Source organism: Peribacillus sp. YIM B13482 (genome assembly GCF_042787975.1).
Lineage (GTDB): Bacteria > Bacillota > Bacilli > Bacillales > DSM-1321 > Peribacillus > Peribacillus simplex_A.
The window spans coordinates 17,780-39,769 of record NZ_JBHZPF010000011.1 but is presented as its reverse complement, the minus strand read 5'-3'; the positions used below and the strand labels follow the sequence as shown (position 1 = coordinate 39,769).

Genomic DNA, 21,990 nt, shown 5'->3' with positions numbered 1-21,990 from the left:
CTAATTTCCTCCTGTTGAATAGAATAGTAGTTCTTCTTCATTCGTTTTGCTTGTTTCTAGTTCGATGACAGTGCTCCCGTCATATAACACGTATGTCCGGTTAGTAATGCCAATGATTTCGGAGAGCTCGGATGATGCATAAATGATCGCTTTCCCATCCCTCGCAAGCTTTGCAATCATTTCGAATATATCCTTCTTGGCTCCAACATCGACACCTTTCGTTGGTTCATCGAATATGTATACATCCGCAGCGGCTATAAGCCATTTTCCAATGGCAACCTTTTGCTGGTTACCACCTGAAAGGTTTTCTACTTTCACCTCCCCGGAAGGAGTTTTTATGCCGAGACTTGCGATCATTTCCTTCGCTTTTTCCATTTCCGCCTTACGATCCACAAAACTGAATGTCTTGCAGAATTTGCCGATACTGGCTGCAGTCAAGTTCGCCGATACTGATTCCTGAACAAGGACCCCTTCTTTCCTGCGTTCCTCAGGTATAAGTGCCAGACCGCTTTTTACTGCTTGGTGCGGAGATTTCAAAGAAAGCTTTCGGCCATTTAGGATGATTTCACCTGCTGTAATCGAAGTATGACCGAAAAGGCTTTTACACAACTCCGTTTTCCCAGACCCGACCAACCCTGCCAAGCCGATTATCTCCCCTGCTTTAATATGCAGACTGACATTTTTAACTTTCTCTGTATCTGACAATCCCTTCACTTCCAGAATAACGTCGCCAATCGAAGAATTCACTTCAGGGAACTGTTCATCCATGGTTTTCCCTAGCATATTCTCTATCACTTCGTTACGGGTGATGTCTTCCATTTTTCGACAAGTGACAAGCTCCCCATTCCTCATGATCGTAATTTCCTCACAGATTTCAAAAATCTCAGGCAGACGATGTGAAATGAAAATGACTCCAACACCTTTTTGCTTTAATTCATTTACAATTCGAAAAAGTTCTGTCGTTTCTGTATGACTTAACGGAGCAGTTGGTTCGTCGAGAATCAGGAATTTGCATTCTGTCGAAACGGCTCTTGCTATCAGGACCATCTGTTTTTCAGCCAAAGTAAGGTCTCTTACCAACTTTTTCGAAGGGACACGAATTTTCATATCTTCAAGAATTAAAGAGGCTTGGTTGTGTAGCTCTTTCCATTGAACTATCTGTTTTTTTCCCATGTTTTGGACCATATCATTCAACATTATATTTTCCCCAACGGTTAAATAAGGGATGAGGGCCGTATCTACTTCCTGATAAACTATTTGAATCCCCTGTTCCTGCGCCGCTTTGGGCGAGCGGATATCCTGCTTTATCCCATCAATAAAAATGTCACCTGAATAATGAACATGGGCCCCCGATAAAACCTTCATTAACGTCGATTTCCCTGCTCCGTTTGCACCGACCAATGCGTGGGTTGCCCCTGATTGTATAGAAAAGTCAACTTCACTAAGCGCCTTCACTCCTGGAAATTCAATCGAGATTTTCTTCATTTCAAGTTGCGTGCCCATGTCCATTCCCCCTTATTGAACAGACACTCCCTTCACTTGAAAGAGAGTGTCCCCTTTTACTTTTTATAATGAGCTTTCAAAACTTTCATCCAATCTTCTTCAAATTCCGTTGATACACCCCATCCTTCGACAATACCAGACAGATTTGCCATGTTTACGGCTTCTTTTGAGGCTTGGATTTGCTTTTGTGAAATAAGTGAAGCCTCTAAGTCATAGGTTTGCGGTGTTTTTTCGCCCGCTAATTTTTTTGCCAATATCCTCATATTCACTGCACCAATCAACTTGGGATCGACGGCTGCCGTGTAGGACCATGAGCTAGCGGCCGATTGGATTTCCTGAAGATCTGCATTCGATACATCAATTCCGTATATCTTCACTTCATCGCGGCCCGCTTCTTTAATCGCCCGGGCGGCACCGATAGCGAAGGCATCCCATGTTGCGAAAATGGCATCCAATTTACCTTTTGGGTATTTATTCAGCATTGCGGCTACTGCATTTTGTGTTTGAACCGAAGTATCTGCAGATGCCACTCCGAATCTTTCGACTTCCCTAATTCCAGGATTTTCTTTTAATTTTTCCTGATAAACTGAATTTCTTCTCACCATTGGAGGAAAACCATCCACCCAAAGGTAAGCAATCGCCGCTTCACCTTTCTGTTCTTCTATCAGTTTATCAAAAGCCAGTGTTGCCAACACTTCATCATCCTGTGAAGTTAATGTCACACCTTCTATTTTAGATAAATCGCTAATTGAATCGAATGTGACAACGCTTTTACCTGCATCAACCAACTTTTGAACGTCATTCACTGTTGCTGCATCATCACCATGGGAGATGATATAGCCGTCATAATCTTCCTGCAAAGCCTGCGCGATCGCATCATGGAATTTAGCCGTATCCCCATTGGCTGTATACGTATCCACTTGAAAGCCCATTGCTTCTCCTTCTTCCTTCGCTCCAGCAAGGTACTGGGCCGTATGATCATCACCGCCAATTTTACGGATCACTTTTATTTTGGCCCCTTCCCCATCAGCAAATCTTTCCGGTACATTTTCAAATGATACTTTTTCTTCTTTCTTCGATTCTGTGGAACTCTGTCCTGTAGAACAACCCGTTAAAAGCAACGCCGAAGTGATGGCTGAAACGAATATCCCTTTAATAGATCTTCCCATCTTGTTTCCCTCCACATTCTCTTATTATTCTTATCAGTTAAGTTGGTGTAAATCATAAAATAAAAACCTCTCTAGTAATAGAGAGGTTTAATCAGCTGTATTGCAGACTTATCCCTCTCTTATCTGTCAAAACATTTCTGTTTTGCAGGATTTAGCACCAATTCCTAATGGAACGGTTGCTGGGCATCTTAGGGCCAGTCCCTCCGCCACTCTTGATAAGAGAATATATCGTGTTACGTTTTTCGTAATTATCACTTTATAGGGATATAGTCGTAAAGTCAATAGTTTTTCGAATATTTGAAATGTTACCTACTACTTTTATTTTCTTTGAAGCTGGGCTAGACGCTTTTTCTCAATTTTTTCAAGTCTCTCCAACTGACGTAGTTTCACTTCGAACACAGTGATCGGATCACGGTAAACTTCCGGATTTTCTTTCATATGCTCCAATGCAGCCTGGTAGTCTTTAATTTCTGTCTGCGTTTGCTCTATTGTTTTTTGAAGTAAGGCAAATGAGCTGCGATAGAAAAGTGAGATGTCCCGATCTAAAGATTTTTCAAACAATCCAAATTGGGTAAGGAAGCGTTCAGTGATCATTTCCGCAACATCCTGGTAATCTTCACTTTCCAAGTATTTCTTATAACGATTGTACATATTGGCTTTATTTTGCGGTATTGCCCCAAACAGCTTTCCTGCTCCTTTAAGCAGCAATTGTGATGGAGTCCTTCGCAAAAGGATATTAACGTCATCGATGCGGATACTGCTTGTCATCCGGTCAGCATCACGGCGCCAGTCATCCAATACCCTGAAGTCACCTGCCAGCATAATCCGTTCTTCTTTGTATAATTCATTGAATCCGGCACTCATCTCATCCATAAACTGTTGGCTTTGTGAGAACTCCATTTGGGAACTAGCAATCCAATCTTGAAGAGAACGGTAATATTGAGGCATGATCTTGTCAGAAATGAAGGCTTGAATCCGCTCATTCATTTCATGGTTCAACTGTATATGGACCTGACTGAAATCACTGCTTTCCGTTAACGATTTAGAGCAATCTCTCAGTAATTCAGGAATTTTAGAAGAAAGCTGACTTTTCACTTCATCCTTAAGCACACGGTACGACCTTATGATATTTTCACTTTTTTCTTTTTCTAAATCAGCCAGTTGATTGACCGCACCATTCAATTTGACTTCCATCTGTTCATTCCAAGAGATGGAATGCTCGCATTTCCGTTCATTGGCTGTCCGTTTTTCTAACAGATAAGATAAAGTTTTACGAATGAAAGCAAGGATTTTTTCAGATCTTCTTTCTTTCCAATTATCATCTTGATAATTCGATTGAAGGAATGCAGAAAGGTCATTCAACTGCTGCTTGCTGTCATAAAGTTTAGAGAAAGCGAACACTTTCGCATTCGGGAAATATGCATTCACTTTATCCCATGTTTCGTCTTCCATCCGGACCGCGACTTGATCACTGTATATCGTATCCATTTTATTTAATAAGAAATGAATCGGCAGTTTCGGAGCCATCATTTGAATTTCCAATAACAGGTCCCGTTCACTACCGGTGAAAGGCGCCCGGGCATCAAGAACGAACATCAGGCCATCACTGCCATGTAAATAGCCTTGGAAATCCGATTCCACGCTTTTTTCCCCATTGAACCCCGGTGTATCCAATAATCGCAGACGATTATTTCTAAGATAGTCACTAATAAGCGTCACATCGACAATAGTCCCGCGCTGGCGGCGTGTTTCATCCAATTCAGTTAGCTCCATGACAACCTTGCTATCTGTATCGGTAATTTCAAGGATTTCCAAATCATCCCCGTCTTTGACGCTGACTAGTGAAGAATGATCTTCGGCAGCGATGCTCTCGCCAACTATTGACTGTATAAAGGATGTCTTGCCATTTCCTGTACTTCCCACAAGAAGAAGATTGAAATTTCCGGTATCCTTAAGCCCCTCGACCATCCATTTAAGCTTATTGCCAACCCTTAAATCATTCTCTTCAGCCCATTGGATGATAGAATTGAACAGTTTCTCTCCCGCTTCCAGTCCGCCTCCCAATTTAGGCGATTTCGAAAGCAGGCTTTCTGCATCCTGAATGACCAGCGCATTAATCGTATCCGGGAAGATTTCATTCCAGGACAGCGCGGATGCCGCCGCAAACAGCGAAAGCTCCCCATCTGCGATTTTCAGCCAGTTTTCCAGCAACCTTGGCACGACAGGGCTTAAATCTTTGATTAGGTGCGTTCCTTCCAACAGACCTGCATATGCATCCCTGTAATAGACGGAAAGCTCATCCCATACATCCCCTTGGTTTAATTCGATGGTATCTATCAAGTTATTAATCACTCTTAGCCATTCAAAATAAGAATCGGTATATTTATAATTTTTCCAGAGGGCAACCGTCACCTTTTCGAAACGACCCTGGTCAAGTGTGTATAGCGAACCAAGGACAGTTGAAAAGTAGTCCGGATCCATCGATTGGGCAACCCCCTGCTGGATATACGTTTTCAGCACATCGAACCAGCCCATTGATTCTGTACGGATACTTTCATTCGCCGCTAATACCACCGCACTGTTCCAATCCTTTTGTTCTTCAAAAAAGGCTCGTGCGATTTCCGTGACATTCGGATAGTCAGGTTGAAACTCTACTGCTTCTTTCACGACTTTGGAAGCCAAATCATTTCTAGATTCAACTATGTACAGGGAAAACAGTTGCAAAAGAACCTCCGTTTTCAAAACCGCTTCATTCGTATCGACGGATTTATAAATATCCTCTGCGGTTGAATACATTTCCAGTTCAAAATAAGCATCAGCGATGTTTTTCTTCGCCCATGAACCAAGTTCACCTTCTATGTTTTCCCATTTAAAAATGGCTGCTTCAAAGTCATGGTGCTGAAAGTATACTTCACCTTGAGCGAATCGAATTGCCGTTAAATCCGCTCTTTCTTTTTTTTGTTCCACGAGAAACATTTCACCCAAAGCTTGAATGGGGTGTTTCCTTGTATCCTCAATCATCGTTTCATAATATTTTTTCCCGATCAGCCGTTCGTCCATCTTTATTCCCCCGATATATTTCATATTTTCAATTAAAGGATAATCACTAATTTGAAAAGCAGTCAAGAAGCCCTAACATGCAATTAATAGGTTCCTTTAGTTAAGAAAATCATTTGTAAAACCTTAAAATGTTATTTTAACAAAACAATATGGTAACAACATGTCACCACTCTTACAATTTTAAAACAGAAACGAATGGAACTGTAATGATTTTAATGAACCGATACAGAGATGTCATTTCCATATTCGAGAAATTATGTTTTTTCTAGTTTAACCGGTATCTAAAAAGTTTAGCGAACCATTCTTTATACATCTAAATTACCAGAAGTCCAGCCCTTTAACTACCTAAAACTAAAAACGGTAATAAGACAAATCCTCTACCCCACTCATTACTAATATCCCATTTAATCGTTCATATAAAAAAGCAGCACCCTCATTCGTGAAAGGTAACTGCTCTCTGATAAGCTCCGAACAGTCATTGTCCTTTGACAAATTAGGATTATACCCCTGTACGCTTACGTTGGTTATTTGGCTTTTTGGTCAACTGGCTTTTAAGCTGTTTCGTTTTCTTCACTACGCCGGTTTCCAGTTTATCTTTACTTGATCCTGCTTGCTTTTGAGCCAGTTTTTGTTTGACTGCATCCGCCAGGCTTAACTTTTTATTTTCAGACATAATGTTGTCTCCTTTAGTGTTCTGCCTTCTATTATAATATAGTTGCGGTTAGAAAGATAATAGGGAGTTATATCCGATTCTTTTTGCAAAAAATACCCCTCGATAAAGGAAGTTTCGCCAACGGAGGACTAATTCCCTGCTTAAAAGGAATAATGAAATGATAAATTATGTTGACTTCATAATCAGAATTTGCTAAATTATCTTTATATTATAAAATCTATGAAGAGAAAGAGTAAGATTAGTACCCTGTTCCACAGAGAGTCGACATTTGGTGGAAGTCGATGTCCAAGGCCTATCCGAAAATCATCTCTGAGATGCAAAGCTGAAAATGCAGTAGGCTTTGACGGGTTTCCGCCGTTACAATGGATCACGTATGAATTCGTACGTTGACTGAGTGCCGCAGCTTCTTATGAAGTGCGGAATATGGGTGGTAACGCGAGCACAAACTCGTCCCTGATTTTCAGGGGCGAGTTTTTTATTTGCACAAAACACTTAAAATAGCCTTTTTCAGGCCAGTCGGCGGGAGTTATCATTTTAAAAAAAGGAGAATCACCATGAAAAAAACAGACACATTATTTATCGGCCTAATGCTTTTCTCAATGTTCTTCGGAGCGGGGAATCTTATATTCCCCCCATTTTTAGGGGCGTCTTCGGGAACTTCTTTTTGGCCAGCCATTACCGGTTTTATCGCCACTGGAGTCGGCCTGCCAATTTTAGTGCTTCTCGCCGTCTCACTTGTTAAAGGCGGGGCACAAACTATCGGGGCACGTGTACATCCTCTATTCAGCACGTTGTTCATGGTTGTCATTTATTTAAGCATCGGACCTTTTCTAGCCATTCCACGGAATGCGAATGTCGCCTATGAAATGGGCTTCAAGCCATATCTTGGTGACTCAATGAATCAATCCCTGTTCCTATTCATATTCACAACCATATTTTTCATCATCGTTTATGCCATTTCATTGAATCCAAAAAAAATGGAAACCTTCATGGGACGCTGGATTACACCTATTCTGCTTTTGTCCATGGTCATTCTCTGTGTTGTCGGATTCGTAAAGCTTGATGCTCCATTCAAAGCTCCAACAGACGCATATGCAGCAGGAGCATTTTCGAAAGGGTTCATTGAAGGGTACAACACGATGGATGCTTTAGCTGCCCTGGCATTTGGGATCGTCATCCTTACTTCAATCCAGCAAAGAGGGATTTCCGATCGAAAACAATTGACGAGATATACAGTAAAAGCGGGTCTCATCGCTGGTGTATTGCTTTCATTAGTCTATATCTCCTTAGGTATAATGGGAGCACGCATGGCAGCCGATGGGTCATTCGAAAACGGAACGGATATCCTCACAGTCGCATCCACCCTTTTACTTGGAACTGGCGGGAAGGCCCTTCTCGGCATCATTTTCACTTTAGCATGTTTCACCACCGTCGTCGGATTGACGACCGCTTGCGGACAGTACTTCTCGAAACTTTTTCCCAAGCTGAACTACAAAAGCGTCATTCTGATTGTAACAATCGTCGGTTTCATCCTTTCAAATATGGGTCTGAATCAAATTCTGAAAGTATCGGTACCATTCCTTGTGATGGCTTATCCGTTAACGATCGTCCTGATTGTCCTGACATTCTTCAGCCGTCATTTCAAAAACCCGAAGAAGGTTTATCGCAGTGCAATAACTTTCACAGGAGTTTTCGCCTTGATGGATGGGCTGAATGCTTTCGGCTTACAATTAGGACCCGTGCAAACCTTGACTGATGTCCTTCCCCTTTCCGCTTACGGCATGGAGTGGGTCATCCCTGCTCTCGTCGGTACAGCCCTTGGCATTCTGCTCAGTCAAATCGGACAAACAGCTCCAGCTGAGGAGTTGGAAATCAAAACATTATTATAATGAGGGAAGCAGATGATTTTACAGATCATCTGCTTATTTTTTGGACGGCCTGCATTGCTTTATTTTGGAAAACACCATCCACTTTTTGTTATGATGGGGTTAAAGGAGATGATCTGTAATATGTCTAAACAAACCCGTATTGGTAAAACAGATTTGCATGTAAATCCGATTGGCCTTGGAACGAATGCCATTGGCGGACATAACCTATTTCCTAATCTAAGCGAGGATACAGGAAGGGACGTCTTGAGAACGGCACTTGATGAAGGAATTAACTTTTGGGATACAGCTTACATTTACGGTCCGGAGCGCTCAGAAGAACTTATCGGTGAAATCCTTAAAGAGAGTCGCAAACGCGAGGATATCGTACTTGCCACTAAAGGGGCACATAAATTTTCCGATGGCAATATCGTCTTTGATAACTCTCCGGCTTTTCTGAAAAATGCCGTGGATTCGAGTCTAAAAAGGCTCCAAACAGACTACATCGACTTATTCTATATCCATTTCCCTGATGAGGGTACTCCTAAAGATGAAGCAGTAGGTGCCTTAAAGGAATTGAAGGATGCAGGCAAAATCAAGTCAATCGGAGTCTCGAACTTTTCGTTCGAACAATTGAAGGAAGCGAATAAAGACGGCTATGTCGATGTCCTGCAATCCGAGTACAATCTATTCAAACGGGAGGCAGAACAAGACCTACTGCCATATACAGCCGAAAATAATATATCCTTCATTCCTTATTTCCCCCTTGCTTCCGGTCTTCTCGGCGGCAAATATAATCAAGAATCAACATTCGAGGACGGCCGGGCAAAAAGTCCGCTTTTCCAAGGACAAGCCTTTGTAAGCAACCTGCAAAAAGTGGAAGAGGTACGGGCGATCGCCAACAGGAAGCATGCCGATGTCGCCGATGTGGTACTAGCTTGGTATTTAACTCGGCACTCGGTAGATGTCCTGATTCCCGGAGCGAAAAAGCCAGAACAGGTCACACGCAACTTAAAAGCATTGGATGTCAATCTAACCATGGATGAAATCGCCGAAATCAGTGCCATTTTCGCTTAGTATATAGAAGGAAAGGCTGTTCAGCACTGTTGAGCAGCCTTTTCTTGATTTATCCCATCTTCATTCCTAACCTGTGGTTCCAAGCTCCCTATTAATTGAACGTCTTACATTACTAGATGATTAGGATCTTCTATTTCGCTATATTTAGTGAATATTCCACCAATTAAGGAAGAGGAAGCCTGATGAAAAAATCTATTGTTATTTTATTTTTTCTCATCTTGGCCAATCTGTTCTGGGCCGGTAATTACATTTTCGACAATGGATTCAAAAGCCATATTGGAGGAGTGTATGGAAAGAATGGAGATTGCTGTTAAAGGAGAAAATTTCAGCCCTCCATGCACTCGGACTTATCATATCTTTATTGACACCTTCTGGATATTTTTCAGCTCACCACAGCCGTTTCCGTATTTCTCGGATTGATTCTCGTCGCTCCATTTGCCATTGACTCGGGATTGAATCTTGATTTAAGCAGTAAAACAAGCACAAGACTCATATACATTGGAATCTTCCCATCTGTTGGCCCCTTTATTTTCTGGAATATTTCCCTTCGTCATATCAATGCAAGCCAGGCTGGAATTTATCTAAATCTGATTGCTGTTTTTACCGCCATTCTTAACCTACTTTTAGGTCAACTGATTACTTTGGTCCAACTCCTGGACGGTCTCCTTGCCTTCATTGGTGTCTATCTGACAAGTAAAAAGAAAAAAGAATACCCGGCTGCCGTCATGAAAAACCTGTAAAAAATGTACAGAATTTCAAACCTCCTAACGCTTTCTTGTCTTTTCCCCTTGTCTACCCAGCATGATTTACGTTATCCTTTAAAGAAGAAAATCTGAATGCAAAGGTGTGCTTTAGTTGAGGATCAATAAATATATCAGTGAATCCGGAATTACCTCGAGACGAGGCGCAGATAAATGGATAGCCGATGGCCGTGTGACGATTAATGGCACAGTTGCTGAGCTTGGCAGTCAAGCTGAACCCGGGGATGATGTTCGTGTAGATGGCAAGCCAATAAAAGTGGAACAGCAAAATGTCTATATTGCACTGAATAAACCGATAGGGATTACAAGTACGACGGAAAAACACATTAAAGGGAATATTGTTGATTTTGTAAATCATCCGCTTCGCATTTTTCATATCGGACGGCTGGACAAAGACTCTAGTGGACTGATCCTGCTTACGAATGATGGAGACATCGTAAATGAAATCCTTCGTGCAGAAAACAAACATGAAAAGGAATATATCGTAACCGTGGATAAGCCACTTACCGCTTCCTTCATTCAAGATATGTCATCCGGCGTGGAGATTTTGGATACGAAAACACTTCCATGTAAGGTTAAGCAATTGACCAAATATACATTCAACATCACCTTGATGCAAGGATTGAACAGACAAATCCGCCGTATGTGCTCAGCACTCGGTTATGAGGTCCGTGATTTACATCGAATCCGAATCATGAATATCCATTTGGACGGACTGGCGCTCGGACAATGGCGCGACCTGACCAAAGATGAATTATCGGAACTATTCAAGGAGTTGGATTATACCCCTAGGCAGAGATAACTATTGAGATGCTCCCAGAATTCAGGGGGCATCGTTTTTTAATTTCAGAACATTTTTCAGCAATAATTTGCTATTTTGTTCTTTTTGGGTACTTTTACTCGTGAGTTTTGCACTTTTACTCGTGAATTTCGCACTTTTACTCGTGCGTTTTGCACTTTACTCGTGAGTTTCGCACTTTTACTCGTGAATTCCGCTCATTTACTCGTGAGTTTCGCACTTTTACTCGTGAGTTTTGCACTTTTACTCGTGAATTCCACTTTACTAGTGAATTCCACTTTTAATGGCCAAATCGAGTAGGGGGAAAATAAGTTTATTTTCGCCCCTCTCACAACACCGTACGTACGGTTCGCGTATACGGCGTTTCAATTTATATCACAGTGTGTACTTTTAGATAATGTTCTAAAGCAGAGGGGACTCCCCTCTGCTTTAGACTTTTGTTTGAGATTGCTCTTTGGACGACTTTGGATAATCCTATGAATCGGTAACCTTTTCGACAGTAGGTTAATCCTTTCGCTTCTTCCTCCGGAATTCCTAGTTGAATAAGCGATTTAATTTGTTTCTTTGCTACTTTCCATTGTTTCCATATGATGACCCTAACTCTAGAGCGAAGCTTTGTGTCTATTCGTTCCGTCATTTTTTTCATGTTTGCCACTCTGAAGTAGTTTACCCATCCAACTATTACTTGGTTCAATTTCAATATTCGGTAGTCTAGTGGAACATTCCAATTTCGCTTTGTCAGTTGTCGAAGTTTCCTTTGAAACTTCTGTACAGAACTTGGATGAGGTTTCACTTTGTAGTTGTTGTTATTAGTGTCATAATAATACCCAAATCCTAAGAATTTCAACTCTTTTGGACGTGAGATTCTACTCTTCTCTACATTGACTATCAGGCCTAATTTCTCTTCTATAAATCTCACGATTGTGCTCATTACTCGGTTCGCTGCCTTTTCACTTTTCACAAAGATAAGGGCATCGTCAGCGTACCTCACGAACCTTAGTCCTCTTTTCTCCAGTTCCTTATCAAGTTCGTTCAACATTATATTACTTAATAGTGGACTGAGGTTGCCTCCTTGCGGAGTACCGACAGGTGTGTCTTCATATTTTCCATTCACCATGACTCCACTGACTAAGTATTTTCTGATTAACGAGATGACATTTCCGTCTTTTATTGTGTTGGATATGATTCTCATGAGTTTATCGTGATGGACGGTATCGAAGAATCTTTCAAGATCAATGTCGACTACCCAATCATGTTCATCATTCAGAAACTCCAGGCTTTTAATTATCGCCATTTCACAACTTCTTTTTGGTCTGAAACCGTAACTGAATTCACTGAATTGCTTTTCAAATAGTGGACTGAGAACTTGATGAATGGCTTGTTGAACGACTCTATCCACTACTGTTGGTATTCCCAATTTGCGCATCTTTCCATTTTCTTTTGGGATCTCCACTCTTAAGGCAGCTTGTGGTTGGTATTTTCTTGTTCTGATGCGCTGACGCAGTTCATCTTTGTTCTCTTTCAGGTATTGCTTTAGTTCGTCGACTGTTACTCCGTCGACCCCACTTGCACCTTTATTTTTATAGACACGTATGTAGGCTTCGTTCATATTTTTATTACTTAGGATTTGTTCTAAAAGTTCCACACTCGTTTCTCCTTTCCTCTCACGTAGTAAGTGATATCTCCATTTTGGTTATTCTTTGAGGTACGCTCATACTTTCACCATTAACACATTCGGAGTTCGTCACTTACGCATTCGTGGCGTTGAAACACTATAAATTGTTCAGCCCTTCATGAAATTATTTCATTACTATGGCTTCTGCTGACTTCTTGCGACTAACCTTTTTCGACTGTACTTCTGTACATCCGCAAGACCTCCCAGGGTAAGACACCTATCTTTCCTCTTTTACTCGCCTGATTTACTCTATAAAGTTACGCACATCTTTTGGACTTTAACTTGTCTTGGAGTTTAATCCCTTTATAGAGCCTTAGTATCAGATTCCTGTTCGTCGAGCCAAGATTTTATTCCACGCTTCCTCCAGCCCTTACCTCACGATAAGTACCTTGCGCTTCCTTAGTGGTTGGTCGATGTGTACCCCCACAGTGGACTTTCACCACCTAGATAGTTGCCATGCCTGGCACACAATAAAAAGCAACCTCTAATAGGCTGCTCGTAATCGGCTATAAAATTATACCCACCATAAATCAGTTGGACTTTCGTTGATGAGGACAGTTTTTAAATTGGTTACCGCCCGTTGAAATCCTTCTTCGACTGACATCAGCGGATCTTCGTGTTCGATGCTGACGACGTAATCGTAACCGTATGTGCGAAGGGCGCTCATGATGTCGGACCAATCTTGCAGGCTGTGTCCGCATCCTACTGAGCGAAAGTTCCAGGCGCGGCTTTGGACATTTCCATATGGCTGCATGTCGGTTAATCCATACATATTGATATTATCCTGATCCAAGTATGTGTCTTTTGCGTGGAAGTGGTAGATTGCCCCCGCTTTCCCTAGAATTTTGATGGCTCCGACTGGCTCGATGCCCTGCCACCAAAGATGGCTTGGATCAAGGTTGGCTCCTATTGCATCCGATGTAGCTTCCCGCAGTTTTAACAAGGTGTAGGGTGTGTGAACGAGAAAACCACCGTGCAGTTCAAGTCCAATTTTTATATTGTGTTCATCGGCAATGGCAGCTACTTTTTTCCAATAGGGGATCAATTTTTCTTCCCATTGCCATTTCAGCACATCTGTATACTCATTGGGCCATGGGGCGACAGGCCAGTTTGGATATTTAGCTCCTTCGTGATCACCAGCTGTACCAGAAAAAGTATTGACGACCGGGACATTTAGTAAGGATGCAAGCTTGATTGTTTTAATCAATGTTTCATCACTTTCTTTGGCGAACGCTTTATCTGGAGAGATCGGATTGCCGTGGCAGCTGAATGCACTGATCGTTAATCCTCTCGTTTGAACGGATTCCAGGTATTTTTGGCGCTTTTCTTCACTATCCAGCAGTTCATCGAGTGGACAATGGATATTGCCTGGATACCCGCCTGTACCGATTTCAACTGTTTTTAATCCGGAATCCGCAACATAATCAAGCATATCCTCGAATGATTTTTGAGCAAATAGCACGGTAAAAACCCCTAATTTCACAAGCCCCACCTCACCTTTTCTTTAGTTTATGCTCATGACCTTCCCACTTGCCGAGCTTTGATAAATGGCTTCGATTATTTTTGAAACTTTCATGGCTTCCGATGGTTTTACCAATGGTTCCACCAATCCTAGGCAGCTGTCAATAAAGTTCTCTGCCTGCTGCAGGTCTGGTGTATCCTCCCCAGGCATCCATACTGCCTCACTATTTAATAGCATGCCGTGCTTAGCCTGATTCAAGACTAATGGGAACACATCAAGTCCGCCCTGTGTTCCGGATAAACTCAAAACAGTTGCTTCTTCACGGATATTCGCGGCCCAAGAAGTTTCGAATAATAAAGATGCTCCGTTGGCAAATTTGATATAAGCCGTGGCATGGTCATCCACTTCAAATACCGATGCATCGAAATTCCCCCATAGATTGACCTGATCGACACCCTTACTGACATAATTATATGTCGAACCTACGATTTCAATCGGTTCTGGGTCATCCATCAGCCATAAAGCCAAATCAAGCAAATGGCAGCCGTAGTCGATTACGCTTCCCCCGCCTTGCAATTCTTTGCTTGTAAATACTCCCCAGCCAGGGACTTTTCGGCGTCTGATTGCCTGTACACGCGCTACATATGGCTCACCGATTTCACCGGCCTGAATCATTTTCTTTGCAGCCTGGGCTTCCTTCATGAAGCGGTAATGATAAGCAGTCGATAACACTTTACCCGATATGTTTGCAGCCTCGGTTATTGCCTTACATTCCTCAGTTGTAATGGCCATCGGCTTTTCGCATAACACATGTACACCCGCTTGCAGGGCAGCAATTGAAATCTCCGCATGGAACTTATTTGGCGTTGCAATCGTAACAGCATCCACTTCAGCAAACATTTCTTCATAATTGGTGAAAACCTTTTCGATATGAAATTCACGTGCCACTTCTCGCGCCTTCATTTCATCTATATCCTGGATGGCGTATAAAACTACCTTATCTTGAAATTTTTGAAAAGCTGGGATATGCCTTTTTTGGGCAATTCCGCCAGCACCGATAATACCCATTTTTAATTTGTACATGATGACTATAAACCCCTTTATAAGCGGATGATTTTTCGGGATGTATTTGATTCCATCGCGCCAAGAATGACTTTTAATGATTTTAACCCTTCAACTCCGGAGACAAGAGGCTCCTCATTGTTCACCACACATTTTACAAAGTGGCTGATCACTTCGGAATCATGCTGTCCATCAGAATCATTTGTCTGGATGCATCCTAATTGGATGGTTTCTGTCTTTCCATCATCATGATGGATGATCAGTGAGTATTTCGGATCGTCTTCAAGGCGCAATACCGCTTTTTCCGTATAAATGACCGTCGCATTATCTTCTTTTGCATAAGACCAGCTGGCGGTAAGAGTACCGATGATACCGCTCTCCGTCCGGAGAATACAGGCCGCACTGTCATCAACGTCTGTGTTCTTCTTGGCAGTCGTTTCCACAAAGGCTCCCACTTCAACAAATTCCTCTCCAAGGAGATACCTTAATAAATCAGCTTTATGGACGCCTAAGTCGCCCATTGCACCAATGACTGCCTGATCCTTTTTAAAAAACCAGCTTTCCCGTCCGTCCACGCTCCAGGTTTCTGGCCCGGAATGTCCAAAGGCCGTCCGGAAGCTATAGACTTTTCCTAGCTTCCCACTCTCAATAAGCTGTTTCGCTTTTTGATGCGAAGGAACAAAACGCTGATTATGACCAATCATTAGTATTTTTCCGCTTTTCGCTGAAGCTTCATTCATTTTTTCAGCTTCATCTAAAGAAGTGGCCATTGGTTTTTCACAAAGGACATGCTTACCTGCTTCCAAGGCCGCAACTGTGATGCCTGCATGCAGGTAATTCGGTGTACATACACTGATCGCTTCAATCTCCTCATTTTTCAAAAGTTCTATATAATTAGTATATGCTTGGGCGCCATACCTTTGTGCTGCTGCATTCGCCCGGTCTGGCACAATATCACAAACGGCAATGATTTCAGTTTCCTTATGTGCATCATACTCCGGAAAATGCCTATTTTTTGCGATACTCCCGCATCCAATGACTCCTACCTTCACTTTGCCCATTCTGTTCTCTCCTTCACTTCAGCTCTTTGTTGATATGGATTCCAACGGTTCGGCTTTCCCATAGTTCGTTACCATTCCAAATTCTGGCTTGACCCAATCAACGGCATTCTTAATTACCCGTTGAATCTCTGGATTATGGAAAGTCGGATATGTTTCATGACCTGGACGGAAATAGAAAATCCTTCCTTTTCCCCGCTGATACGTGCAACCGCTTCTGAAGATCTCCCCGCCTTCAAACCAACTGACGAATATTAATTGATCTGGTGCAGGAATATCAAAATGTTCCCCATACATCTCTTCCTTCTCAAGCTCTATATATTCCCCGATTCCATCAACGATCGGATGACTGGGATCGACAACCCAGAGCCTTTCCCTCTCATCCGCCACCCGCCATTTCAAATCGCAAGTCGTGCCCATTAACTGTTTGAAGATTTTAGAGAAATGACCAGAATGAAGGACGATGAGACCCATTCCCTCGAGAACCCGCTTCTGAACCCTCGTAACAATTTCATCCTGAACTTCATCATGTGCTACATGTCCCCACCATAGAAGTACATCCGTTCGTTTCAGTGCTTCTTCGGTTAATCCATGCTCTTCTTCATCGAGAGTGGCCGTCCTCACTTCGACCTGCTCGCTTTGTAAAAAGCCGGAAATTGCCCCATGGATTCCATCTGGATATACTTCGGCTACTTCAGGCTTGGTTTTCTCGTGGCGAAACTCATTCCATACTAGGACTCTCATGAACAATCTCCTCCATATCAATTTGTCGGCATCTTGCTCCTGCTCGTATGTTAACTATTACCTCTTTATTCGTAACGCAAACGTTTGCGTTAAACGTGATCAAACCTTAGTCGATTATCAGATCATACTTATTGGCTTATAGAAAGTTGAATTTTCAAAAAAAATAGTGATAATCTATATTGTAAATTTATGTTAGCAAAAATCAAGCTTTAATTAGTAAAACATTTCTACATTTTTCATTTAATTTCCTTTTCGGCAACAAAATGCGACTCTCGCTTTATGATTTTGGTAGGGATACTTATACTTTTTTCCATCATTTCAGGATTTGCAATGAGATCGAACACGCATTTTGCCGCCTCATACCCTAACTGATACGTATGGATATCAACCGTTGTAAGCGGCGTACTTAAAAATTCTATGAATTCTGAGTGATTAAAACAGACGACACTAATTTGCTCCGGCACTTTCAAGTTCTTTTCAGCTAAAACTCCAAGCAAAAGAACTCCCAATAAAAGATCCATAACCAAAAAAGCGGTTGGAGCCTTACTTAATTCCAGCAATTCATCAATCGCCTTTATTCCATCTGTTCGATTTAAAGGGATCAATTTGATATATTCCTGTGGCACATCTAATCCAGCCTGCTCCATCGCTTGTTGAAACCCTGTCAAGCGGGCTTGAATCACTTCAAACTCTGGACTGCCTCCTAAAAAGGCGATTCGCTCATGTCCAAGGCTGATTACAAACTCCGATACTTCCCTGGCCGCTTGAACATTATCGTTATCAATGAATGTGATGCCGCCGACGTTCGTACTTGGCTTCCCTATCAAAACAAACGGAAAGCCTTGCTTTATTAAATACGGCACTACTTTATCGTCCTTTTTAGAGTATAAAACAATCATGCCATCCACTCTTCTGCCCTGAACCATTTTCACGACATCCTCAAAGATGGCATCTTCCGTCTCGCCGGTTGTCAGAGAAAGGCTGTACCCCTCTTTATTGCAGAAATCCCCGATGCCTCGGATCACTTCTGGAAAAAAGGGATTATAAAGTGATTCCCTTGCGGAACTTTTCATGACGATTCCAATGGCTTTTGTGGACTTCGTGACTAAGTTGCGGGCATTTTCATTCATATGATAGCCCATTTCTTTTAATACCTTGCGTACCTTACGCTTTGTCTTTTCACTTATTGTCGGGCTGTTATGAATTACACGCGATACCGTTGATGGAGCGACATTCGCTTTTTTGGCAACGTCCTTTATTGTAACAGACATATTCATCACCACTTCCCGTTCACCGCATATGGTTTAATATTCCCTATATTTAAATAGTTATTTAACGGCTCCATCTGCAATTCCTTTGATAATTTGCCTTTGAGCAAAAAAATACGCAATGATGACTGGAATGATGGATAAAGTAAGTCCAGCCAAGGCAAGATGCCATTGTTTCGTATATTGCCCGAAAAAGAAGAACAATTTAAGCGGAATGGTCTCCGATCCCTCGCCACCAATAACAAGGGATGGCAACAAATAGTCATTCCATATCCAAATGACATTTAAGATCCCAACTGTAATGGACATCGGTTTTAATAATGGAAAGATGATATGCCAAAATACTTGAAACCGGTTAGCACCATCAATTTTAGCTGCTTCATCAAGAGAGATGGGAATCCCTTTTAATGTACCATGGTATAGGAATATGGAAAGACTGCAGCCAAAACCTAAATACATGAAAATCAGTCCGGCCTTGTTCAACATCCCCAGCTGACCAAATTGGGCAACAAGCGGTATCATCACAGACTGAAACGGAATCAACATGGCTGCTACAAACACAAAGAAAAGCAAGGAACTTATTTTACTTTTGTTTCGGGAAAGTGCATATGCGGCCATCGCAGAAAAGATGATAATAATGACTACACTGACGCCCGATATCAATAAAGAATTGAATAAAGTCCGGAGGAAATCCAATTGCTCGAAAGCTTGAATGAAGTTTTCGAATGTCCAGGTTTCAGGCAGTCCCAGTGTATCGGCAAATATATCCCGCTTCATTTTAAAAGCATTGACAATCATTAAATAAAACGGAGTGAGCCATATTACGGCTAAAATGAAACCGATGAATCCAACCAGCCATAGCTTCCATTTTTTTCTCATTACAGCTCAACCTCCCTTTTCTTATTGATATACACTTGTGTTAAAGAAACTGCTGCCACAATTACGAAAAAGATTACGGCTTTTGCCTGTGCATATGCCATATCATTTTCGGTGAAAGCGGATTTTACAATGTTCATCGCGACCATTTCGGTTGAATTATAGGGAGCTCCGTTCGTCAAAGAAAGATTTTGATCATAAATCTTGAACGAGTGGGACAGCGTCAAAAACAAACTGACGGTAAAAGCAGGTGCCACAAGCGGGAAGGTGATATGGCGAAAGCGCTGGAAGCTGTTAGCCCCATCAATTTTTGCCGCTTCGATCAAGTCTTCAGGAACAGCCTGCAGATATGCAATATAAATGATCATGATATACCCGGCCATTTGCCAAGACGTTAATATGATCAATCCCCAAAAACCTGTTTCTGTCGTTGATAACCATCCATTAAATGCCTCGATCCCAGTCAAGTCACCAATCGCACCAAAGACCTTAATGAAAATGAACTGCCAAATAAAACCTAGGATCAAGCCGCCAATTAAATTGGGCATAAAGAAAACTGTCCGCAGTATGTTGCTTGATTTGATTTTCGATGTCACGATAAGAGCCAAACTTAAACCGATGACATTGATTACAACAATTGCCGCTACGGAAAATTTAATGGTGAACCAAAATGTATCCAGAAACCCTCTATCCGTAAACAAACCCATATAATTCTTAAGACCGATGAAAGCTGGCGTCCCTAGACCGTTCCAATTCGTAAAGGAATAATAAAATCCGTAGATGAGTGGCACGATCACCACCAAAATGAGTGCAGCAAGAACAGGTGTCAAAAACAGCCAATATGCGGCATCCCGATTCCTCAACGAAACCGACCTCCTTGAAATGATTTAATAGATAACGGATTTCAAAATATATTAAAAATCATCGATCATGACTAGTTAGTAAATGATGTATACCTTATTTACGCAATTTCCCTTAGCTACTTTCTTGTAACAGGAACAACCAATCGACACCCTTTTCATGCCGATTGGTCATTTGCCATTCCGAACACTTACTTGCTATGAATCTTCTCCCAATTTTCAATGTTCTGTTGGACAAGTTCATCCCACGTCAATTTACCAGTTACGTACTTTTGGACACTTGCACCAAGGTCATCATTCCAACCAACCGGATATCCATTAAACACCCAACCAATCGTGTTTCCATCTTGGGAGTATTTATAAATTTCTTTTGAAATTGGATCGGCTATTTTTTCTACATCATATCCTTCATAAGCAGGAATGAATTTAAAATCTTCCAAAACGGCTTTTTTCCCTTCTTCAGATGTATACATCCAGTCGAGGAACTTCTTCGCTTCTTCCTGTACCTTTTCATCCGATTTCTTGTTCACTGCCCAATAGTTCGGTACGCCGACCGGCATTCCTGCTTTGTCTCCATTAGGAATCGGAATGATACCAATGCCTTTTTCCGCTAATTCCGGGTCCATATCATATACTGTGTTATACACCCAGTTACCTTGCTGAATGATTGCAACCTTTTCAAGGGAGAACAACTCTTCCACTTGTTGGGAGTAATCAAGACTTGTTGTCGGCTGGACGGAATATTTATTTTGGATATCGACCATTTGTTTAAACTTGTCACCATCCGTGAATTTAACAGTTGGAGACTTGCTTGCTTTTAACACATTCCCATCAAACTCCGGCGCTAAGAATACATTGGATAAATGGTTTCCTGTCACCCACTTCTCTTTAACCGGGTAAGCGAAAACTGCATCGATTTTCAATTTGTCTTTCTGTGAATCCATTTTCTTAACTGCCGCCTCTAATGCTGCATAACTTGTAATTTCTTTAGGATTGATTCCGGCTTCCTTAAATATCCGTTTGTTATAAATCAAGCCGTATCCTTCCTGGTTAAATGGAAGTCCAAGAACTTGCCCGTCCTCTTCCACGCCATCCAAAGTGCCATCAAGTGCTGCTGCCGCTGCCTTCGTGTCCTTTAAATCTAATAATCTATCTTTATATTGTTTGACATCTACCGGTCCGCCAATGTTAAAAACCGCTGGCTCCTCACCTGAAGCGAACTTTGCCGTAATGGCTGATTTATAATCATTTCCACCGCCAACTGTCGATATCTTGATCTTCACATCTGGATTTTCTTTTTCATATTGTTTCACCAATGCCTCGAATTGCGACTTGAATTCTACCTTGAATTGAAAAATATCCAGAGTCACTTTATCCTTAGAGTCGCTGTTTCCACCAGTAGAAGAAGAGCATCCAGCCAAAATCACACTAAAAATTAATAAAACAGAAAAGATTCCCCCGTACCATTTTTTACGATTCATGCCTACCGACTCTCCCTTTTTTCATAATATTCATGCAATTTTAAGAAAACGTTTGCATAAAATAGTAAAATAAAAACCTTTCGTTCTACGATATGAATAGTCTATCGTACTTCTTTTACATCACCTCCTCACAAACTCTTTTGCAAACGTTTACATTTATGCGCTTTATATTACCACCAAATTCCATACTTTACAATTAAATTGTAGTATATTGTAAAAAAAGGATGTTTAAAACCTTCTCAATCTAATTATATGATTCAGAAACCATTGATTATTCCTTTAAACGATTATAAAAACTTTTTTTTGTACGGGCCATTTTCACCTCTGACATTAGTACCCAAAAAGGGAAAACCAACGGTCCCCCTCTTTTCACTTCAATACCATCTGTACATTGGATGAACCATATTCATCTTTCAGTTCATAATATTTATCGCTTGCCTGTCCAAATTCTTTAAACACACCACTAATGATCAATTCATTCGTTTCCTTATCAACTACACTGTACTTGATATTGCTTTTCCCAAACTTTCTGTCATCCACTTTTAAAAGGATCATCTTAGACACCTCCATATTTAATGGCTGCATTCCTCAGGGTGT

Annotated in this window: 19 protein-coding genes, 1 riboswitch and 1 other annotated feature; of the genes, 5 read left to right on the top strand and 14 right to left on the bottom strand. The window is 41.5% G+C overall.

Annotation, left to right across the window (positions count from 1 at the left end; all coding sequences use genetic code 11):
* From ACFX4L_RS08060 to ACFX4L_RS08045, 4 genes are all read right to left on the bottom strand, one after another.
* Positions 1-1,503, bottom strand: coding sequence for a sugar ABC transporter ATP-binding protein (locus tag ACFX4L_RS08060; protein WP_377387150.1), 1,503 nt, complete (start codon positions 1,501-1,503; stop codon positions 1-3).
* 56 nt (positions 1,504-1,559) lie between these two features.
* The gene (locus ACFX4L_RS08055) at positions 1,560-2,672 is read right to left on the bottom strand and encodes a sugar ABC transporter substrate-binding protein (RefSeq protein ID WP_377404670.1); all 1,113 of its coding nucleotides are present in this window, start codon (positions 2,670-2,672) and stop codon (positions 1,560-1,562) included.
* A 116-nt stretch (positions 2,673-2,788) separates the two neighbouring features.
* A riboswitch (SAM riboswitch) is annotated at positions 2,789-2,894 on the bottom strand.
* Positions 2,895-2,990: 96 nt separating this feature from the next.
* Complete coding sequence (locus ACFX4L_RS08050; protein ID WP_284471920.1) at positions 2,991-5,732, bottom strand: GTPase domain-containing protein; 2,742 nt, start codon at positions 5,730-5,732, stop codon at positions 2,991-2,993.
* Positions 5,733-6,231: 499 nt separating this feature from the next.
* Entirely contained in the window at positions 6,232-6,405 is a 174-nt protein-coding gene (locus ACFX4L_RS08045) for a hypothetical protein (protein WP_164468807.1), read from the bottom strand.
* A 210-nt stretch (positions 6,406-6,615) separates the two neighbouring features.
* Positions 6,616-6,863: a binding site (T-box leader), on the top strand.
* 96 nt (positions 6,864-6,959) lie between these two features.
* Between ACFX4L_RS08045 and brnQ the strand changes: the two genes are divergently transcribed.
* From brnQ to rluF, 5 genes are all read left to right on the top strand, one after another.
* The gene (brnQ, locus tag ACFX4L_RS08040; protein ID WP_377387146.1) at positions 6,960-8,294 is read left to right on the top strand and encodes a branched-chain amino acid transport system II carrier protein; all 1,335 of its coding nucleotides are present in this window, start codon (positions 6,960-6,962) and stop codon (positions 8,292-8,294) included.
* A gap of 120 nt (positions 8,295-8,414) precedes the next feature.
* Positions 8,415-9,347, top strand: a complete 933-nt coding sequence (locus ACFX4L_RS08035; RefSeq protein ID WP_377387143.1) for an aldo/keto reductase — start codon at positions 8,415-8,417, stop codon at positions 9,345-9,347.
* Between the two features lie 182 nt (positions 9,348-9,529).
* Complete coding sequence (locus tag ACFX4L_RS08030) at positions 9,530-9,661, top strand: hypothetical protein (RefSeq protein ID WP_377387140.1); 132 nt, start codon at positions 9,530-9,532, stop codon at positions 9,659-9,661.
* Between the two features lie 57 nt (positions 9,662-9,718).
* Positions 9,719-10,087: an EamA family transporter gene (locus ACFX4L_RS08025; protein ID WP_377387155.1), complete on the top strand. Its 369-nt coding sequence runs from the start codon at positions 9,719-9,721 to the stop codon at positions 10,085-10,087.
* A 115-nt stretch (positions 10,088-10,202) separates the two neighbouring features.
* The gene (rluF, locus tag ACFX4L_RS08020; RefSeq protein ID WP_061461357.1) at positions 10,203-10,910 is read left to right on the top strand and encodes a 23S rRNA pseudouridine(2604) synthase RluF; all 708 of its coding nucleotides are present in this window, start codon (positions 10,203-10,205) and stop codon (positions 10,908-10,910) included.
* Between the two features lie 367 nt (positions 10,911-11,277).
* Here the strand turns inward: rluF and ltrA are convergent, their stop codons facing one another.
* From ltrA to ACFX4L_RS07970, 10 genes are all read right to left on the bottom strand, one after another.
* Positions 11,278-12,552 (bottom strand): group II intron reverse transcriptase/maturase, encoded by a 1,275-nt coding sequence (ltrA, locus tag ACFX4L_RS08015; protein WP_377404667.1) that lies wholly within the window; start codon positions 12,550-12,552, stop codon positions 11,278-11,280.
* Positions 12,553-13,096: 544 nt separating this feature from the next.
* On the bottom strand, positions 13,097-14,065 hold the full coding sequence (locus tag ACFX4L_RS08010) for a sugar phosphate isomerase/epimerase family protein (RefSeq protein ID WP_061461355.1): 969 nt from the start codon (positions 14,063-14,065) through the stop codon (positions 13,097-13,099).
* Between the two features lie 21 nt (positions 14,066-14,086).
* Positions 14,087-15,127 carry a Gfo/Idh/MocA family protein gene (locus tag ACFX4L_RS08005; RefSeq protein WP_089362554.1) on the bottom strand — a complete coding sequence of 347 codons (1,041 nt, stop codon included), beginning with the start codon at positions 15,125-15,127 and terminating at the stop codon, positions 14,087-14,089.
* Between the two features lie 17 nt (positions 15,128-15,144).
* A complete protein-coding gene (locus tag ACFX4L_RS08000) occupies positions 15,145-16,167 on the bottom strand; it encodes a Gfo/Idh/MocA family protein (protein WP_377404664.1) in 1,023 nt (340 codons plus the stop codon).
* Between the two features lie 18 nt (positions 16,168-16,185).
* Positions 16,186-16,908 (bottom strand): ThuA domain-containing protein, encoded by a 723-nt coding sequence (locus ACFX4L_RS07995; RefSeq protein ID WP_284471923.1) that lies wholly within the window; start codon positions 16,906-16,908, stop codon positions 16,186-16,188.
* Between the two features lie 236 nt (positions 16,909-17,144).
* Positions 17,145-18,179, bottom strand: coding sequence for a LacI family DNA-binding transcriptional regulator (locus ACFX4L_RS07990; RefSeq protein ID WP_377383783.1), 1,035 nt, complete (start codon positions 18,177-18,179; stop codon positions 17,145-17,147).
* A gap of 57 nt (positions 18,180-18,236) precedes the next feature.
* Positions 18,237-19,055: a carbohydrate ABC transporter permease gene (locus ACFX4L_RS07985; RefSeq protein WP_061461345.1), complete on the bottom strand. Its 819-nt coding sequence runs from the start codon at positions 19,053-19,055 to the stop codon at positions 18,237-18,239.
* Positions 19,055-19,915 (bottom strand): carbohydrate ABC transporter permease, encoded by an 861-nt coding sequence (locus tag ACFX4L_RS07980; protein WP_377404661.1) that lies wholly within the window; start codon positions 19,913-19,915, stop codon positions 19,055-19,057. The genes ACFX4L_RS07985 and ACFX4L_RS07980 overlap by 1 nt, the downstream gene beginning before the upstream one ends.
* A gap of 188 nt (positions 19,916-20,103) precedes the next feature.
* Positions 20,104-21,393 (bottom strand): ABC transporter substrate-binding protein, encoded by a 1,290-nt coding sequence (locus ACFX4L_RS07975; protein ID WP_377383788.1) that lies wholly within the window; start codon positions 21,391-21,393, stop codon positions 20,104-20,106.
* A 369-nt stretch (positions 21,394-21,762) separates the two neighbouring features.
* Positions 21,763-21,948, bottom strand: a complete 186-nt coding sequence (locus tag ACFX4L_RS07970; protein WP_061461339.1) for a hypothetical protein — start codon at positions 21,946-21,948, stop codon at positions 21,763-21,765.
* Positions 21,949-21,990: the final 42 nt, after the last annotated feature.